Origin of the sequence: Trinickia sp. (genome assembly GCF_035492435.1) — a bacterium.
In the GTDB taxonomy this organism is placed as follows: domain Bacteria; phylum Pseudomonadota; class Gammaproteobacteria; order Burkholderiales; family Burkholderiaceae; genus Trinickia.
The window spans coordinates 1-17274 of record NZ_DATJJF010000199.1 but is presented as its reverse complement, the minus strand read 5'-3'; the positions used below and the strand labels follow the sequence as shown (position 1 = coordinate 17274).

General features: G+C 62.7%; 15 protein-coding genes. 10 read left to right on the top strand and 5 right to left on the bottom strand.

Annotated features, from left to right (window positions below; translation table 11 throughout):
- The 3 genes from VL598_RS14150 to thiL form a co-directional block, all read right to left on the bottom strand.
- Positions 1-488 (bottom strand): CinA family protein (locus tag VL598_RS14150; protein ID WP_325327355.1); only part of this gene is annotated, 488 nt, incomplete at its 3' end.
- Positions 489-519: 31 nt separating this feature from the next.
- Positions 520-1062 (bottom strand): phosphatidylglycerophosphatase A, encoded by a 543-nt coding sequence (locus VL598_RS14145; protein WP_325327354.1) that lies wholly within the window; start codon positions 1060-1062, stop codon positions 520-522.
- Positions 1052-2077, bottom strand: a complete 1026-nt coding sequence (gene thiL, locus VL598_RS14140) for a thiamine-phosphate kinase (protein ID WP_325327353.1) — start codon at positions 2075-2077, stop codon at positions 1052-1054. Before thiL ends, VL598_RS14145 begins: the two co-directional genes overlap by 11 nt.
- A 173-nt stretch (positions 2078-2250) precedes the next feature.
- Here thiL and VL598_RS14135 point away from each other — a divergent pair, with 173 nt between their 5' ends.
- The 3 genes from VL598_RS14135 (at position 2251) to VL598_RS14125 (ending at position 5999) form a co-directional block, all read left to right on the top strand.
- Positions 2251-4548 (top strand): NADP-dependent malic enzyme, encoded by a 2298-nt coding sequence (locus VL598_RS14135; protein WP_325327352.1) that lies wholly within the window; start codon positions 2251-2253, stop codon positions 4546-4548.
- Between the two features lie 394 nt (positions 4549-4942).
- On the top strand, positions 4943-5422 hold the full coding sequence (locus tag VL598_RS14130) for a ribonuclease (protein WP_325327351.1): 480 nt from the start codon (positions 4943-4945) through the stop codon (positions 5420-5422).
- Positions 5423-5438: 16 nt separating this feature from the next.
- Entirely contained in the window at positions 5439-5999 is a 561-nt protein-coding gene (locus tag VL598_RS14125; RefSeq protein WP_325327350.1) for a barstar family protein, read from the top strand.
- A gap of 187 nt (positions 6000-6186) precedes the next feature.
- Here the strand turns inward: VL598_RS14125 and VL598_RS14120 are convergent, their stop codons facing one another.
- Positions 6187-6924, bottom strand: a complete 738-nt coding sequence (locus VL598_RS14120; protein ID WP_325327349.1) for a 16S rRNA (uracil(1498)-N(3))-methyltransferase — start codon at positions 6922-6924, stop codon at positions 6187-6189.
- Positions 6925-7478: 554 nt separating this feature from the next.
- On the opposite strand from VL598_RS14120, the gene tkt reads away from it, so the two are divergent.
- Complete coding sequence (gene tkt / locus VL598_RS14115) at positions 7479-9512, top strand: transketolase (protein WP_325327348.1); 2034 nt, start codon at positions 7479-7481, stop codon at positions 9510-9512.
- Between the two features lie 102 nt (positions 9513-9614).
- Positions 9615-10625 carry a type I glyceraldehyde-3-phosphate dehydrogenase gene (gap, locus tag VL598_RS14110; protein ID WP_325327347.1) on the top strand — a complete coding sequence of 337 codons (1011 nt, stop codon included), beginning with the start codon at positions 9615-9617 and terminating at the stop codon, positions 10623-10625.
- 204 nt (positions 10626-10829) lie between these two features.
- Here gap and fur read toward each other — a convergent pair whose 3' ends face one another.
- The gene (fur, locus tag VL598_RS14105; RefSeq protein WP_325327346.1) at positions 10830-11258 is read right to left on the bottom strand and encodes a ferric iron uptake transcriptional regulator; all 429 of its coding nucleotides are present in this window, start codon (positions 11256-11258) and stop codon (positions 10830-10832) included.
- A gap of 141 nt (positions 11259-11399) precedes the next feature.
- On the opposite strand from fur, the gene VL598_RS14100 reads away from it, so the two are divergent.
- The 5 genes from VL598_RS14100 to leuS form a co-directional block, all read left to right on the top strand.
- Positions 11400-12113 (top strand): outer membrane protein assembly factor BamE, encoded by a 714-nt coding sequence (locus VL598_RS14100; RefSeq protein WP_325327345.1) that lies wholly within the window; start codon positions 11400-11402, stop codon positions 12111-12113.
- A gap of 304 nt (positions 12114-12417) precedes the next feature.
- Positions 12418-13215 (top strand): 4-hydroxy-tetrahydrodipicolinate reductase, encoded by a 798-nt coding sequence (dapB, locus tag VL598_RS14095; RefSeq protein ID WP_325327344.1) that lies wholly within the window; start codon positions 12418-12420, stop codon positions 13213-13215.
- 151 nt (positions 13216-13366) lie between these two features.
- Positions 13367-14077 (top strand): MotA/TolQ/ExbB proton channel family protein, encoded by a 711-nt coding sequence (locus VL598_RS14090; protein ID WP_325327343.1) that lies wholly within the window; start codon positions 13367-13369, stop codon positions 14075-14077.
- Positions 14078-14088: 11 nt separating this feature from the next.
- Positions 14089-14610, top strand: a complete 522-nt coding sequence (locus VL598_RS14085) for a biopolymer transporter ExbD (protein ID WP_325327342.1) — start codon at positions 14089-14091, stop codon at positions 14608-14610.
- Positions 14611-14769: 159 nt separating this feature from the next.
- Positions 14770-17274 (top strand): leucine--tRNA ligase (leuS, locus tag VL598_RS14080; protein WP_325327341.1); only part of this gene is annotated, 2505 nt, incomplete at its 3' end.

Here is a 17274-nt window from a genome sequence, read left to right as displayed (position 1 = left end):
TCTTCCAGCAGCACAAGCAGGCCGCGCAAGGCGTGCACCGCGGCCTGCACGCGGATCTGTTCCCGATCGCCTTTGAAGACCAGCGTCTCGACGGAGGTGTGAAGCCGGTTGCTCCAGGCGAAAGAGACCATCCCGACGGGTTTGGCTGGCGTGCCGCCGCCGGGGCCGGCCACACCCGTAATGGCCAGCGAAACCTGTGCGCGGCTGTTGCGCAATGCCCCTTCCGCCATCGCGCGGGCGACCGGCTCGCTGACGGCGCCGTGCTTTTCGATAAGCTCGGCGGGCACGCCGATCATCTCGGTTTTCGCTTGATTCGAGTAAGTGACGAAGCCACGCTCGAACCAGCCGCTGCTGCCGGAGATGTCGGTGATGGCCGTCGCGACCATGCCGCCCGTACACGATTCGGCGGTGGCGAGCATGAGGCGCGTTTCACGCAGCTTGTTGCCTGCTCGAACGGCAAGCTGATGGACGACGGAATCCGTGGGCATGCAGAAAATCCCGGCAGAAAAATCAGAAAAATCAAGAAATCGCCACGCGCCAAAGCGCGATGACCAAAAGCGTCAAAAACGCCGCAACGAGATCGTCGATCATGATCCCGAAGCCACCTGAAAAGTGCCTGTCAAAGTAGCGCACAGGAGGCGGCTTGACCATGTCGAAAAATCGAAAGATGACGAATGCCGAGAGCTGGCCGACAAAAGACGTGGGCGTAACGAACAGCAGCACGAGCCAGAACGCGACGATTTCATCCCAGACAACAGGCGACGGATCGTCGATGCCGAGCCTTTTCGCCGTAAAGCCAGCAATGCCGATGCCGGCAAAAAATCCGACGACGATGAGCGCGATCCATCCGATGACACTGATGCGGTGCTCGAATGCCGCGAACGACAGCCAAGCGAACAGCGTGCCGGCCGTGCCAGGCATGACGGGCGAAAGCCCGCTGCCGAAGCCGAGGGAAATCGCATGGAACGGATGCGAGAGCATGAAGCGCACGCTCAGGCGCTGCGGTGCGGGGGCCGACGGACGGTTCGCGGCGGCGTCGCGAAGCAACGGGTCAGTGGGCATGGAAATGGTCAAAACCGTGCAAGCTCAGGGAGAGCGGGGTGTGAGACGCGTCGTGCCACGCGATCGTTGGTGGGTCGGACGGATCGCGTAAGGCCGATATTGTACCGATACGCGTCACCGCGACGCCGGCGTGTTCGCCTGCCGCGGCGATGGCGTCGCGCGCCGCGGGCGGCGCGGTAAAGCAGAGCTCGTAGTCGTCGCCCCCGGCTAGCGCGCACCGCAACTGCACATCGCGCGGGAGCTTTTCGAGCGCGCGCGAGCGCGGCACGGCATCGACATCGACCGAGGCGTTCACGCTTGAGCGCTCGAGAATGTGCATGAGATCGCCGGCAAGCCCGTCGGAGATGTCGAGCGCCGCGTGCGCGAGTCCGCGCAATGCGAGCCCCAGCGCGACGCGCGGTTCGGGGCGCTCGAGCGCGTGGCGCAGAAAGGCGGCATGTGTGCCGGGCGCTCCGTCCTCGTCGAAAAGCGCGGCAGGCCATTCGCCACGTAGGAGACCGAGACCGGCGCGCGCGTCGCCGAGCGTGCCCGACACCCAGATGTCGTCGCCCGGGCGTGCGTTGCTACGACGCAGCGCTCTATCGGCCGGCACGTCACCGAAGACGGTCAAGCATAGGTTGAGAGGCCCGCGCGTGGTATCGCCGCCGACGAGTTCGCATCCGTAGCGCTCGGCAAGAGCAAACATGCCGTCGGCGAACGCGGCAAGCCACGCTTCGCTCGGCGTCTCCATGGCAAGCGCGAGCGTAAATGCGCGCGGTTTCGCGCCCATCGCTGCGAGGTCGGACAAGTTGACGGCAAGCGCCTTGTGGCCGAGTGCGTGGGGATCGACGTCGGGCAGAAAATGCCGACCTTCGACGAGCATGTCCGTCGACACGGCCAGCAGCTCGTCGGGGCGCGGTGCGATGAGTGCGCAGTCGTCGCCGATGCCAAGCGTCGCGCCCGTGTGCGGGGCGGACAGCTGGCGGGCGCGGCTGGCGAAGAAACGTTCGATGAGCGAAAACTCTGAAAGAGGCATGTTAGCGGTGAATGGTCGCAAAAGGAGCGAGGAACGTCGAAGATCGCTGCGGCAGAGCCGGCCGGATGGCCAGTACCGTTCCGGCATATGCACAGTTTGGGCATAGAACGGCGCTACAATGCGTCGTGAAGGTCCTATTCTAAAACGGCTCACACACCGGGATTTTTTCTCTCATGTCTACAAATTCCGCCAATAATGGCCTGCGCGAGGCAGCGCTCGATTACCACGAGTTTCCCAATCCCGGCAAGATTTCGGTCATGCCGACGAAGCAGATGATCAACCAGCGCGACCTGTCGCTCGCCTATTCGCCCGGTGTGGCGTACGCCTGCGAAGCGATTGTTGAAAATCCGCTGAACGCGTCGCGCTTCACGGCACGCAGCAACCTGGTGGGCGTCGTGACAAACGGCTCTGCGGTGCTGGGCCTCGGCAATATTGGCCCGCTTGCGTCGAAGCCGGTGATGGAAGGCAAGGCTGCACTCTTCAAGAAGTTCGCGGGTATCGACGTATTCGATATCGAGATCAACGAGACGGACCCGCTGAAGCTGGTGGACGTGGTGGCCGCGCTCGAGCCGACCTTTGGCGGGATCAACCTCGAGGACATCAAGGCGCCGGATTGTTTCATCGTCGAGCGCGAGTGCCGCAAGCGCATGAAGATCCCGGTATTCCACGACGACCAACACGGCACGGCGATCGTGGTGGCCGCGGCGATCCTCAACGGGCTCAAGGTGGTGGGCAAGGACCTCAGCAAGGTGAAGCTCGTCACTTCGGGCGCGGGGGCGGCAGCGCTTGCGTGTCTGGAGCTGCTTGTCGACATGGGGCTGCAGCTCGAGAACGTTTTCGTGACGGATCTGGCCGGTGTGGTCTACAAGGGCCGCGTGGAACTGATGGATCCGGACAAGGAGCACTATGCGCGCGACACTTCGGCGCGTACGCTCGCGGAAGTCATCGAGGGTGTGGATGTGTTCCTGGGCTTGTCGGCCGGCGGCGTACTCAAGCCGGAGATGCTCAAGCGGATGGCCGATAAGCCGCTGATCCTGGCGCTCGCCAACCCCACGCCGGAGATTCTTCCGGAAGTCGCGCTCGAAGTGCGGCCCGATGCGGTGCTGGCTACGGGGCGCACCGACTATCCGAACCAAGTCAACAACGTCCTCTGCTTTCCGTTTATCTTCCGCGGCGCACTTGACGCAGGCGCGACGACGATCACACGCGAGATGGAAATTGCTGCGGTCAACGCGCTGGCCGAACTGGCACGCCAGGAGCAAAGCGACGTTGTGGCGACGGCGTACGGCATTCAGGATCTGTCGTTCGGGCCCAATTATCTGATTCCGAAGCCGTTCGATCCGCGGCTCATCGTCAAGATCGCGCCCGCCGTGGCGCAGGCGGCAATGGACTCCGGCGTGGCGACGCGTCCGATCGAGGACATGGAGGCGTACAGGCAGCATCTGCAGCAGTTCGTCTACCACAGCGGCACGACGATGAAGCCGGTGTTCCAGCAGGCGCGTGAGGTATCGCAGGAGAAAAAACGCGTGGTCTTCGCGGAGGGCGAGGAGGAGCGCGTGCTTCGCGCGGTGCAGATCGCCGTCGACGAAAAGCTGGCGATGCCGATCCTCATCGGGCGCCCCTCTGTGATCCAGAGCCGGATTGAGCGTTATGGCCTGCGGCTCACCGAGGGCGTCGACTTCACAGTTGTGAATCCCGAGCACGACGATCGTTACCGCGACTTCTGGCAGACGTATGCGCAGATGATGGCCCGCAAAGGCATTAGCCAGCAAATGGCGAAGCTCGAAATGCGGCGGCGCACGACGCTGATCGGCTCGATGCTGCTGGAAAAAGGCGAGGCCGACGGAATGATCTGCGGCACCATCAGCACCACACACCGGCACCTGCACTTCATCGATCAGGTGATCGGCAAGCGGCAAGGCTGCAGCGTCTATGCGGCGATGAATGCCTTAGTGCTGCCGGGGCGGCAGATTTTTATCGTCGATACGCACGTCAACGTCGATCCGACACCCGAGCAACTGGCCGAGATCACCATCATGGCGGCTGAAGAGGTGCGGCGCTTTGGCATCGAGCCGAGGGTGGCGCTGCTGTCGCACTCGAACTTCGGTACGAGCAACGCGCCGTCAGCGCAGAAGATGCGCGACACGCTGGCTCTCCTGAAGGAGCGCGCCCCCGAAATGAAGGTGGATGGCGAGATGCACGGCGACGTGGCGCTCGATGCCTGCTCGCGGCGCGAAGTGCTGCCGGACTCCACGCTCGACGGCGATGCGAACCTGCTCGTGATGCCCAACATCGACGCGGCCAACATTGCCTATAACCTCCTCAAGACCGCGGCGGGCAACAACATCGCCATTGGGCCGATTCTGCTCGGCGCTGCCAAGCCCGTGCACGTGCTCACCCCGTCAGCCACTGTGCGGCGCATCGTCAATATGACGGCGTTGCTCGTGGCCGATGCCAACGCGGCGCGCTAACGCGCGGCAAAGGGCGGCCGGCCTTCCGCGCCGGTCGCGCTGACAGCGCATAAAAAAACGGCGTGCCCTGATGGGCACGCCGCGGGCGAAACGAGAGGATGGACCGCCCAAATGCGTGAAACAACGACACCCCGGTTCGGAACCGACGACAAGGAGGCAAGAACTCGTCGTCATTGGGTGACGTCATCGTTAGCTTAACGTAAACAAGATAAAAATATCGTAAACAAGCGAAAAATTTTTGACTTGAGGGCGCCGGAGAGCGTCGGCGCACACACTTAAGTGTCGTTAAGCCTTTCATTTTCAACACAAAGATTGCTTCGCAGGGCCGTTAGGGATAACCTTTCGTTTTTCGTGGTCGTTCGCGTCCAGGTCGAGCAGCAGGAAAATCGAGCCGATGGCTGAGGAAGTGCGGGGCAAGTGTGCGCGGCAAGGCGCGGCAGTGGCGGGCGGGCACCGGTGGCTCGCGCTCATCGTCGCGGCTCTCCTGACGAGCGTCGGGAGTATCTCGGGTTCCGGTTGGGGGCTCGGCGGGCAGGCGGCTTTCGCGCGCGAACCGGTCTTCGCGGCCGAGGAGTCCGGGCGTGTTGACGAAACGATCGTGCGGACGCAATTGCCACGCGAAGCGCTCGGAACGTTGAACTTGATCGCGGCCGGCGGACCCTATCCGTATTCGAAGGACGGCGCCGCGTTCGGCAATTTCGAGCGATTGTTGCCGCCGCGCCCGCGGGGCTATTACCGCGAATACACGGTCCTAACGCCACGCGCGAGAAATCGCGGAGCCCGTCGCATTGTCTGCGGCGGCACACCAAGGCGGACCGACAACTGTTTTTATTCGAACGACCACTACAACAGCTTTAAACGCATTGTTGAATGACATCGGGATGAACGGCATGAGCGACAACATCTACGCGCACGACTCGCAAGTGGCGACGGATCTGCTCGCGGCCGGCGACGGCAACCTTTTTCAGCGCGTTATGCAGATGCGTACGGCCGAGCGCGGCCAGGGCGATGCGCATGCGAACGAGCCCGGGCATTCATCGAAAGAGGAGCCTATGAGCCTATTCGCAACGGTGCGGCCGAACATCGTTCAGTCAATCCGGGCGTTCCGCGTGCAGGATCTCGCCGACGAGGCGAGCCGGCTCGGTCAGCATTTCCTCTATGCGTATTGCGGCAGCGCGAACTCGAAGCAGGAAGTGCTCGAGACTATCGCTACTTCGTTTCTTTTTCCCAAGCACTTTGGCAAGAACTACGACGCGCTGTACGACTGCCTGACGGACCTCGTCCACAAAGCCGGTCCGCAGCCCGGATTCGTCATCGTCCTCGAGGCGTTGCCGATCGCGCAAAAATTCGACAAAGAGGGCCGGGAAACGCTGCTTGATGTTTTTCGTGAGTCGGCTGAGTTTTGGGCCGAGCGCAAAGTCACGTTCCGCGTCTTCTATTCGTTCGCCTGAGCAGGCTAAGAGAATGACGCAGGCGTTTGGTCGTGCGTCTGCGCTCCGCCTGTTCATCGGAATTTCGTCGCGACGCCAACGCGCTTCCTTTCAGCCTGTCGTCGCGCAGACGTATCTGTCTTTGGCTCGGCACTGAGCGTGCGACGCTGGGGCTACCAGCGGTTTGGGTTTGACTCTGGCGATGGGGCTACCAGCCTCCCCAGCGAGAGGCGAGTGCAGCGAGCACCGCAATGCCTGCTGTCTCCGTGCGTAGCACGCGCGGCCCGAGCGCAAGCGCCTCGAATCCGTGGCCGATGGCGGCTTCCTCTTCTTCGGGCGACAAGCCACCCTCCGGGCCAATCAGCAATGTCGTCCCCCCATTGGGCGCCGTACTTGGCAGCGTGTCGAACGAGCGGCACGCGCGAGGGGATAAAACGAGCCGTAGTTCCCCTGGCGCGGCCGGGGGCAAACCGTCAAGCCATTGCGCGAGCTCGCCCGGCGCGTCGACCTCGGGTACGCGATTGCGTCCGCATTGCTCGCACGCCGCTGCAACGAGCGCCTGCCAATGCGTTTGCCGGCGCGCTGCACGTTCGCCCGTGAGGCGCACGACGCTGCGCACGGTGACGAGCGGCACGAACCTCATTGCCCCAAGCTCGACGGCTTTTTCGATGAGCCAATCCATCTTGTCGCCACCGGCCACCCCCTGCGCAAGCGTGATGCGGTAGGGCGGCTCGAGGTCAATGGGCGAGAACTCGCCGATTTCGGCGAGCGCATTGCGGCGCCCCACTTCTGCAAGTCGTGCGATGTACTGGCCGCCGCGGCCGTTGAAGAGCACGATGGGGTCGCCCGCTTTCAGGCGCAGCACTTGGACATGCCGAGCCACTTCGTCGGGTAGCGTAAGCACATCGCCTGGCTCAATGGAGACATCGACAAAAAAACGGGGCATGGCGAGCAATAAAGATAGCCGTTAAAAGCGGCCGGCAACGGTTAGGCGCCGTCCGAACGCGCACGGCGCGTCAAGCGAAATGACGTAGCGACCGGCGAGCGCCGAGTTTATCGCGTACCGCGCGCGGCAACGCGAAAAGCCGTGGATGCCGCGAGAGGTCAGTCGTATCGCCGAAACGTGGAGAGGCTCGCCTCTGAGGCGCGTCGTGATGAAAAAGGTGCTCATCAACCGTACCGCTACATCCGGCGGCATTACCCCGCGCGGCCGATCTCCGGCCGTATCGCCGGCAGCGCGCCAACAGCGCAAATGGCGATCGGTTTGGCCGAGGGGGCCGCATCGCGCGAGCGCCGATCGGCGGGAATCGGCGGTAGGCATCTGTTAGAATGGCACGCTTTGCAGCCCCCGTTTCCGTCTGCTCCTTGGCGCTTCTTGATAGCGGCCGATATGCCATCGTGCGGCTCTTGCGGCCCGCACCGCTTTCGCCCGGAAAGCGCGCATCAAGCGAGCGACGGTCCGTTGAGAGGCCCCGCTTTCCCTCGTTCTTCCGGACTGACATGACGACCTCGTCTCCCGCCCCCACCGCCCTGATGGCCAATGCGATCCGCGTGCTCGCGATGGATGCCGTACAACAAGCCAACTCGGGCCACCCCGGCATGCCGATGGGCATGGCAGATATCGCCGTTGCGCTTTGGTCGCGGCACCTCAAGCACAATCCGGCGAATCCGCAGTGGGCCGATCGCGATCGTTTCGTGCTCTCGAACGGACACGGCTCGATGCTGCTCTACGCGTTGCTGCATCTGACGGGGTACGATCTGCCGCTCGCTGAGCTCAAGAACTTCCGGCAACTGCACTCGAAAACCCCGGGACATCCCGAGTACGGCATCACGCCCGGCGTGGAGACGACGACGGGCCCGCTCGGGCAGGGGCTCACCAACGCGGTCGGCATGGCGCTCGCCGAGGCCCTGCTGGCGGGCGAGTTCAACAAGGCCGATGCCAAGATCGTCGATCACTACACCTATGTGTTTCTCGGCGATGGTTGCCTGATGGAAGGCATTTCGCACGAGGCCTGCTCGCTCGCGGGCACGTTGAAGCTCAACAAGCTCATCGCGCTTTACGACGACAACGGCATTTCGATCGATGGCGACGTCGAGCACTGGTTCCACGACGACACACCGAAGCGTTTCGAAGCGTATGGCTGGAATGTGATTCGCGATGTCGACGGCCATAACGTCGCTGCCGTGGATGCGGCCATCGCCGCAGCCAAAGGGGCTGACAAGCCGACGCTGATTTGCTGCAAGACGGTGATCGGCAAGGGTGCGCCGACGAAGGCTGGCGGCCACGATGTGCACGGCGCGCCGCTCGGCGCCGCCGAGATCGCGGCGGCGCGCGAAGCGTTCGGCTGGAAGTGGGAGCCGTTCGTCGTTCCGCAAGAAGTCTATGTCGCCTGGGATGCCAAGGAGCTAGGCGCACGCCATGAGGCGCAATGGAGCGAGACGTTCGCGCAGTACCGCGCCAAGTATCCGGCCGAAGCGGCGGAGTTCGAGCGTCGTGTGGCCGGACGGCTGCCAGAGGACTGGGCCGCAAAGGCGCAGGCAATCGTTGCCGGCGCCAACGAACGCGCCGAAACGGTGGCGACGCGCAAAGCCTCGCAGCAGGCGATCGAAGGGATTGCTGCCGCCTTGCCCGAGCTGCTTGGCGGCTCGGCCGACCTGACGGGGTCGAACCTCACGAACTGGAAGGCGAGCAAGCCGGTGCGTGCGGCTGCCGGCGATGCGGCTGGCATCCAATGGGGCAATCACATCAACTATGGCGTGCGCGAGTTCGGCATGAGTGGGATGCTGAACGGCATCGCGCTGCACGGCGGCTACAAGCCGTTCGGCGGCACGTTCCTGACCTTCTCCGACTATAGCCGCAATGCGTTGCGCGTCGCAGCACTGATGAAGTCGCAGTCGATCTTCGTGTTCACGCACGATTCGATCGGCCTTGGCGAAGACGGCCCGACCCACCAGTCGGTCGAGCATGTTGCCAGCCTGCGTCTGATTCCGAACCTGCACGTCTGGCGTCCGGCCGATACAGTGGAAACCGCGGTGGCGTGGACGCAGTCGATCGAGTATCAGGGCCCGTCGTGCCTGATCATGAGCCGGCAGAACCTGCCGTTCGCGACGCGTAGCGACGCGCAGATCGCCAATGTGGCGAAGGGCGGCTATGTGCTGCGCGACTGGAACGAAGAGGTCGTTGCGCGCAAACTGATCTTGATGGCAACCGGCTCCGAAGTGGAGCTCGCCTTGAAGGCGATCGAGCCGCTCGCACGGGAAGGCATCGCAGCGCGCGTCGTCTCGATGCCGTCCACAACGGTGTTCGACCGCCAGGACGCAGCGTATCGCGAGCAGGTTCTCCCGAAGGGCGTGCGTCGCGTGGCGATCGAGGCAGGGGTGAGCGATTTCTGGCGCAAATATGTCGGACTCGAGGGCGCTGTGGTCGGTATCGATACTTTTGGTGAGTCGGCTCCGGCTGGCGTGCTATTCAAGCATTTCGGCTTCACAGTCGAGAATGTCGTCGCCCAAGCGTTGGCGGCGCTCGATTCATAAGGATAAAAGAGCGGCCCGCTCGCGCGTTGCTGACCACGCACCCTGCAGGCGGGCTTTAACGTCATCGAGAGTTTTTTCAGCTAAGGGATCAGGAGAAAAAGCATGACGATTCGCGTTGCAATCAACGGTTATGGCCGGATCGGCCGCAACACGTTGCGCGCGTTCTACGAGAACGGTAAGAAGCATGACATCCAGATCGTCGCCATTAACGACCTTGGCGATGCGAACACCAATGCGCATCTGACCAAGTACGACACGGCGCACGGTCGGTTTAACGCCGACGTTGCGGTTGATGGCGAGTACCTCGTCGTGAACGGCGACAAAATCCGCGTGCTCGCGAACCGCAACCCCGCTGAGCTGCCGTGGGGCGAGCTCGGCGTCGACGTGGTCATGGAATGCACGGGCTTTTTTACGTCGAAGGCAAAAGCGAGCGCGCACCTGACGGGCGGCGCCAAGAAGGTGCTGATCTCGGCGCCGGGCGGCAAGGACGTGGATGCGACCATTGTCTACGGCGTCAACCATGACACGCTCAAAGCCGAGCACACGGTCGTCTCGAACGCATCGTGCACGACGAACTGCTTGGCGCCCCTCGTCAAGCCGCTCAGCGACAAGATCGGTCTCGAATCGGGCCTGATGACGACGATTCACGCCTATACGAACGACCAAGTCCTCACCGACGTCTATCATGAGGATCTGCGCCGGGCGCGTTCGGCGACGCAAAGCCAGATTCCCACGAAGACGGGGGCCGCTGCGGCCATCGGACTGGTGTTGCCGGAGCTCGCCGGCAAGCTCGACGGCTACGCGATCCGCGTCCCGACGATCAACGTATCGATCGTCGATCTGTCGTTCATCGCCAAGCGCGATACGACGGTCGAGGAGATCAACGCGATCATGAAGGAAGCGTCGGCTGGCTCGCTCAAGGGCATCCTCGGGTACAACGAAGCGCCGCTCGTTTCGGTCGATTTCAACCACAACCCGGCATCGTCGACGTTCGATGCGACGCTGACGAAGGTTGCCGGCCGTCTCGTGAAGGTCTCGAGCTGGTACGACAACGAGTGGGGCTTCTCGAACCGCATGCTCGACACGGCCGTCGCCTTGGCGAACGCCAAGTAAGCTTAGTCTGACGTCGGTCGAAGGTAAGGCCGCCTGCGAGAGAGGCGCTTATCGCTCTCGCAAAGAAAAAGCCGCCGCGTGTTTCACGCGGCGGCTTTTTTCTATTTTGGCGATTTCGTGGGGGGCGTGGTTTGCGTCACGCGCATGGAGGAGGACAGCGCTTCGGAAGCTGGAAGCGCCGCCCGTTGCTCAGGGCTCTCAGTCTTAGTGCTTCTTGTGCGGGCAATTTTCCTTCGTGCAGGCACCGTAAAGCGCAAGCGCGTGCTCTTGTAGCTTGAAGCCGCGGCTCTCGGCGATGGAATGTTGGCGCGATTCGATCTCGGTGTCGACAAACTCCTCGACGCGCCCGCAATCGATGCAGACGAGATGGTCGTGGTGCTTGCCCTCATTCAGTTCGAAGACCGCCTTGCCCGATTCGAAGTTGCTGCGCGACAAAAGTCCCGCCTGCTCGAATTGCGTGAGCACGCGGTAAACGGTGGCAAGCCCGATATCGAGTTGCTCGGTGAGCAAATTCCGGTAGACGTCTTCCGCTGTCAGGTGCCGCACCGGACTGCGCTGGAAAATCTCCAGAATTTTGAGGCGCGGAAGGGTCGCCTTGAGCCCTATATTTTTGAGTTCGGTGGGATTAGTCATGGCTAGGCATCCCTAGAGTACAATGCAGGGCTCCAATAGTAATGGTTTTTGCTTTTCCGGTCATTTCAGTGAAAATCGCGCGGCCTCGTCGAACGCGAAAAGAGCGGAAGGATACAAAAGGAGGCCTGCACGGTGGGTGAAATGAGTCGAAATTCTTTTGTTAAGACGTATCGGGGGAGCCCGGCGCGAAGCGTCGGTGTCGTTTTGGCCGCGCTTGCGGTTCTAGCCGGATGTTCGACCTACGACGGCCTCACACAGCGCGTTGCGAAACACATCACGCCTTATCAGATCACGGTTGTGCAAGGCAACTTCGTGTCCGACGAGGCTGCCGCCAAGATGCACGTCGGCATGTCTCGCGCCGAGGTCCGGAGTTTGCTGGGCACGCCGCTCTTGACCGATATGTTCCATGTGAATCGGTGGGATTACCTGTTCTATTTCAGGCGCGGTTCGACTTCGGTCGTCCAGCAGCGCGACTTCATCGTGCACTTCCAGGATGACCGCGTTGTCAGCTGGGAGGGCGGCAAAGATCTGCCGTCCGAGCTGGAACTGCTCGCCGACATTGACGGCGATAGGCGTGGGAAGAAGGCGAAGTCCAGTGCCGTCGTCGCCAGCGCCTCGAGCGCAGTTGTAGCAGCGGCAGCACCGGCGAGTGCGTCTGGCGCGCTTGACGCATCGACTCCGGTCGCAGCTTCCAATGCTCCGAACACGCAAGCTTCGGCGCAGACGGCTGACCAAGCGGCGAACCTGCCGTCGTCGTCGAGTTCGACCCCGTCTGCGGGCTCTAGCGGGCCTGCGGCGGCCGAATCCGGTGGCGCAGCCCCGCAGTTCCAATTCCACGTGGCACCGCAAAGCTAGCGTGTTGGTCTGGCGGGCACCGGCGCAAGCCGGCGCAAACGTAAGACAGCGGCGGATTGATGTTAAATAATCAGCCGCTCTCGCCAAGAGCCGGCGGCAAATGAGCACGGGCGGTTGAACCGCCCGAGAGACCCACGGCGGGCGCAGCGCGTTGTGCGCGACCCGCCTTGCAATGTTCGGGGCGTGAGCCCTGCGAGGCATTTCGACTGAGGTGTTTCCACTGCGGGGGGGGGCACGCACTGTGTCGGCCCGCGGCCTGCACGTTCTCGAAATGCCTATTGTTTTTGAATGAGGGCATGTGCCGATGAAAATCGCGATTGCGGGTGCATCGGGCCGTATGGGCCGGATGCTGATCGAAGCGGTGTTGAACGACTCGGACGCCACGCTGGCTGGCGCACTCGATCGCCCGGGTGCACCGATGCTGGGTGTGGATGCCGGGGCATTCCTCGGCAAGCAAACGGGCGTCACGATCACCGACGATATCGATGGCGTACTCGCTGGCGCCGACTGCCTGATCGATTTCACGCGTCCAGAGGGTACGATCGCCCATGTCGAGGCGGCGGTGCGCCATGGGGTCAAACTCGTGATCGGCACGACCGGGTTCGACGCGGCGCAAAAGCAGAGGCTTGCCGAGGCGAGCGAGAAAACCGGCATTGTCTTTGCGGCAAATATGAGCGTCGGCGTGAACGTCACGCTGAAGTTGCTCGAGTTCGCCGCACGCTACTTTGCACAGGGCTATGACATCGAAATCGTCGAGGCGCATCACCGTCACAAAGTCGATGCGCCGTCGGGCACCGCTCTGATGATGGGCGAGGCGATTGCCGGCGCTCTCGGCCGTACGCTCGAGGACTGCGCCGTCTATGGCCGCCATGGCGTGACGGGCGAGCGCGATCCGTCGACGATCGGCTTTTCGGCGATTCGCGGCGGCGATATCGTCGGCGACCATACCGTGCTTTTCGCAGGCACGGGTGAGCGTATTGAAATTACCCATAAATCGGCGAGCCGCGTCTCCTACGCGCAAGGCGCGCTGCGGGCCGCGCATTTCCTGGCGGAACGCAAGACCGGCTTGTTCGATATGCAGGACGTGCTCGGCCTGCGCTAGCGGGAAAGGCCAAGCAAGGCTTGGCGATCAGCTTCTCGCGTTATGCGCTGAATTCGGCGCATCGCGTAGCGGGCGGCCAGCAACGAAACAGGGCACGGAAGCTCGGTAGCAAGCAACGAAGCACCAGGCCTACGGATCGGGTTCTGATCGAATGGGACACACTGGCATTTTTCATTACCTCGCCTCGGGCGACGCCGTGACGCGCAGCGTGGCCTATCTGCTCTTCGCCATGTCGGTGGCGAGCTGGTGCTTCTTGCTGGCGAAAAGCTGGATGCTTGTGAGGGCAAAGCGCCAGGGGCCGCGTGCCTTGGCACTGTTCTGGCAAGCGTCGACGCTAACGGATGCCATCGTCGTTATTCGCCGAGCTGATTCTGAGCGCATCTTTGTGCCGCTCGCCGAAGCGGCGCTGGAAGCGGGGCAGGTGCATGCGTCGAGCCCGCTGCTCGCACGCGTCGATATGTCGGAACGCGTGACGCGCGCGCTTCGCCAAGCGTTGACAGTCTCACGGCGCCGGATCGAGTTCGGGCATGTCCTGCTCGCCTCGATCGGCAGCACGGCGCCGTTTGTCGGTCTGCTCGGCACCGTCTGGGGCATCTATCATGCGCTGACGAGCATCGCAGCGAGCGGGCAGGCGGTGATTGAAAGTGTCGCTGGTCCCGTCGGCGAGGCGCTCATCATGACGGCCTTCGGGCTCGTCGTGGCGATTCCGGCCGTGCTGGGGTACAACATCCTTGGCCGGTTACAGCGGCAACTGTCGGAGGAGCTGGACGGCTTTGCTCGCGATTTGCACGCTTACGTTTGTGCGCCGGGCACCGGCAAAGAAGCCGCGCATCATTCACGCGACACGCAATTGCAGCCATAAGGGGAAACCGCATGGCATTCGGCGGATTCGACGGACACAACGAGACCGCGCCGATGGCGGACATCAACATGACGCCGCTCATCGACGTCATGCTCGTATTGCTCGTGATCTTCATCATCACGGCACCGCTTTTAACCCACGCCATCCGGCTGGACTTGCCGAAGGTCGCCGCCGCTGCGCCCGCGCGTGAAACACCGCAGACCATCACGCTCTCGATCGACGAGGCGGGGCGACTCTACTGGAACGGCAAGCCCTCGACGCTCGATGTCGTGCGCTCGGCACTGGCTGCGGCGGGCAAGGCACCGCAGCAGCCGGAGATTCATCTGCGCGCGGCACGTGCGACACATTACGACATCATCGCCCAGGTCATGGGCGCAGCCCAGCAGGCCGGGCTTCAGAGAATCGGCTTCGTGACCGAGCTGCCCGCGACGTCGGACGGGGCGACGCTCGCGCCATCCCGGGGAGAGGCGCACAATGCCGAGCCAGCAGCGCCATCGACGCCAAATACCATGACGACGCCGGGCAAGCGTTAGTTCGCCCCCCGGGTCTGCTGCAGCCGACGTTATAATCGGCGTTTTCCCCGCGATAGGGGGCGCGCTTTGCGGCCCACCGTTGTGCCCGTGTGAGCGGCTCATGCCGCATATAGCCGCTGGCGCGCCGAAGCGCCACGACAGCCAAGCCTTTACCACGCCATGCAAGAAAAATACTTACCCGCCGAGATCGAAGCCGCTGCACAGGCAGAGTGGCGCGCGACCGATGCTTACCGGAGCGCCGAAGTTCCGGGCAAGCCGAAGTTCTATTGCGTCTCGATGCTGCCGTATCCGTCGGGCAAGCTGCACATGGGGCACGTGCGCAACTACACGATCAACGACGTCATGTACCGCTATTTGCGCATGAACGGGTACAACGTGTTGATGCCGATGGGCTGGGATGCGTTCGGCATGCCGGCTGAGAACGCGGCGATGGCCAACGGCGTGCCGCCTGCGAAGTGGACGTACGACAACATCGCCTACATGAAGGGGCAGATGCAGTCGATGGGGCTCGCCATCGATTGGTCTCGCGAAGTGGCGACCTGCAAGCCTGAATACTACAAGTGGAATCAATGGCTCTTCTTGAAGATGCTTGAGAAGGGCATCGCCTACAAGAAGACGGGCACGGTCAACTGGGATCCGATCGATCAGACCGTGCTGGCCAACGAGCAGGTGATCGACGGGCGCGGCTGGCGCTCGGGCGCCGTTGTCGAGAAACGCGAGATTCCGATGTACTACATGCGGATCACGCAGTACGCCGACGAGCTGCTGAACGACCTGGAAGGCCTTGGTTGGCCCGAGCGTGTGAAGGTCATGCAGCAGAACTGGATCGGCAAGAGCTTCGGCGTCAACTTCGGCTTCCCGTACGAGATCGATGGCGAGAAGAAGCTGCTTCGCGTTTTCACGACGCGCGCCGATACGATCATGGGCGTCACGTTCTGCGCGATCGCGGCCGAGCATCCGCTCGCTGCGCGCCTTGCGCGCGACAACCCCGCTCTGCAGGCGTTCATCGACGAATGCCGGCACGGCGGCGTGGCCGAGGCCGACATCGCGACGATGGAAAAAAAGGGCATGGCCACGGGATTTTCCGTGACGCACCCGTTCACGCATGAGCCCGTCGAAGTCTGGATCGGCAACTACGTGCTGATGAGCTACGGCGAGGGCGCGGTCATGGGCGTGCCGGGCCATGATGAGCGCGATTTCGCGTTCGCAAAGAAGTACGGTTTGCCGATCAAGCAAGTGGTCGCGAAGCCCGAGTGCGAGTTTTCCACGGATGCCTGGCAGGAATGGTACGGCGACAAAGAGGGCACCGTGTGCGTCGCGAGCGGCAAGTACGACGGCCTCACGTATCCCGATGCCATCGATGCGATTGCCGCGGATCTCAAGGCGCTCGGCCTCGGCGACAAACAAGTCACCTGGCGCCTGCGCGACTGGGGCATCTCGCGCCAGCGGTATTGGGGCACTCCGATTCCGATCATCCACTGCCCGTCTTGCGGCGACGTCCCCGTGCCGGAAGAAGACCTGCCGGTGGTGTTGCCCGAGGATCTGGTACCGGACGGCACGGGCAATCCTCTCGCGAAATCCGAAGCGTTCATCAATTGCACGTGCCCGAAATGCGGTGCCGCGGCAAAGCGCGAGACCGACACGATGGACACGTTCGTCGATTCGTCATGGTATTTCTCGCGCTACACGTGCCCGGACGCGTCGACGATGGTCGATGCGCGTACCGATTACTGGATGCCGATGGATCAATACATCGGCGGCATCGAGCATGCGATCCTCCACTTGCTCTACTCGCGCTTTTGGACGAAGGTCATGCGTGACATGGGCCTCGTGAAGTTCGGTGAGCCGGCAAAGAACCTCCTCACACAGGGGATGGTGCTCAACGAAACCTTCTATCGTGAGAATGCGGCCGGCAAGAAGACTTGGTACAACCCGGCTGACGTAACTGTCACGCACGACGAGAAGGGCCGGACGATGGGTGCGACCCTCAACGCCGACGGCCAGAGCGTCGAGCTCAACGGCGTCGAAAAGATGTCGAAGTCGAAGAACAACGGCGTCGATCCGCAGTTGCTTATCGATCAACACGGTGCGGACACGGCGCGTCTCTTCACGATGTTCGCGGCGCCGCCCGAGCAGCAGCTCGAATGGTCGGGCGCGGGCGTGGATGGGGCGAGCCGTTTCTTGAGACGCGTCTGGACGTTCGGCTCTGGCAATCGCGCGGCACTCTCGGCGCGCAATACCTTCGATGCGACATCGCTCGCCGAGGCCGACAAGACGCTGCGGCGCGAGATCCACAGCGTGCTCAAGCAGGCTGATTTCGACTATCAGCGCCTGCAGTACAACACGGTCGTCTCCGCGGCAATGAAGATGCTGAACGCGATCGAAGGCGCAAAGGGCAGTCATCCGGCCGTGCTGCGCGAGTGCTACAGCATCCTGTTGCGCGTGTTGTATCCGGTCGTGCCGCACATCACGCATGCGCTGTGGCAGGCGCTCGGCTATGTCGACGAGTTCGGAACCTTGCTTGATGCGCCGTGGCCTAAAGTCGACGAAACGGCACTGGAGCAAGCCGAGATTGAGCTCGTGCTGCAGGTCAACGGCAAAGTGCGCGGCGCGCTGACGATCGCGAAGGATGCCCCGCGCGACGCCATCGAGGCGGCGGCGCTC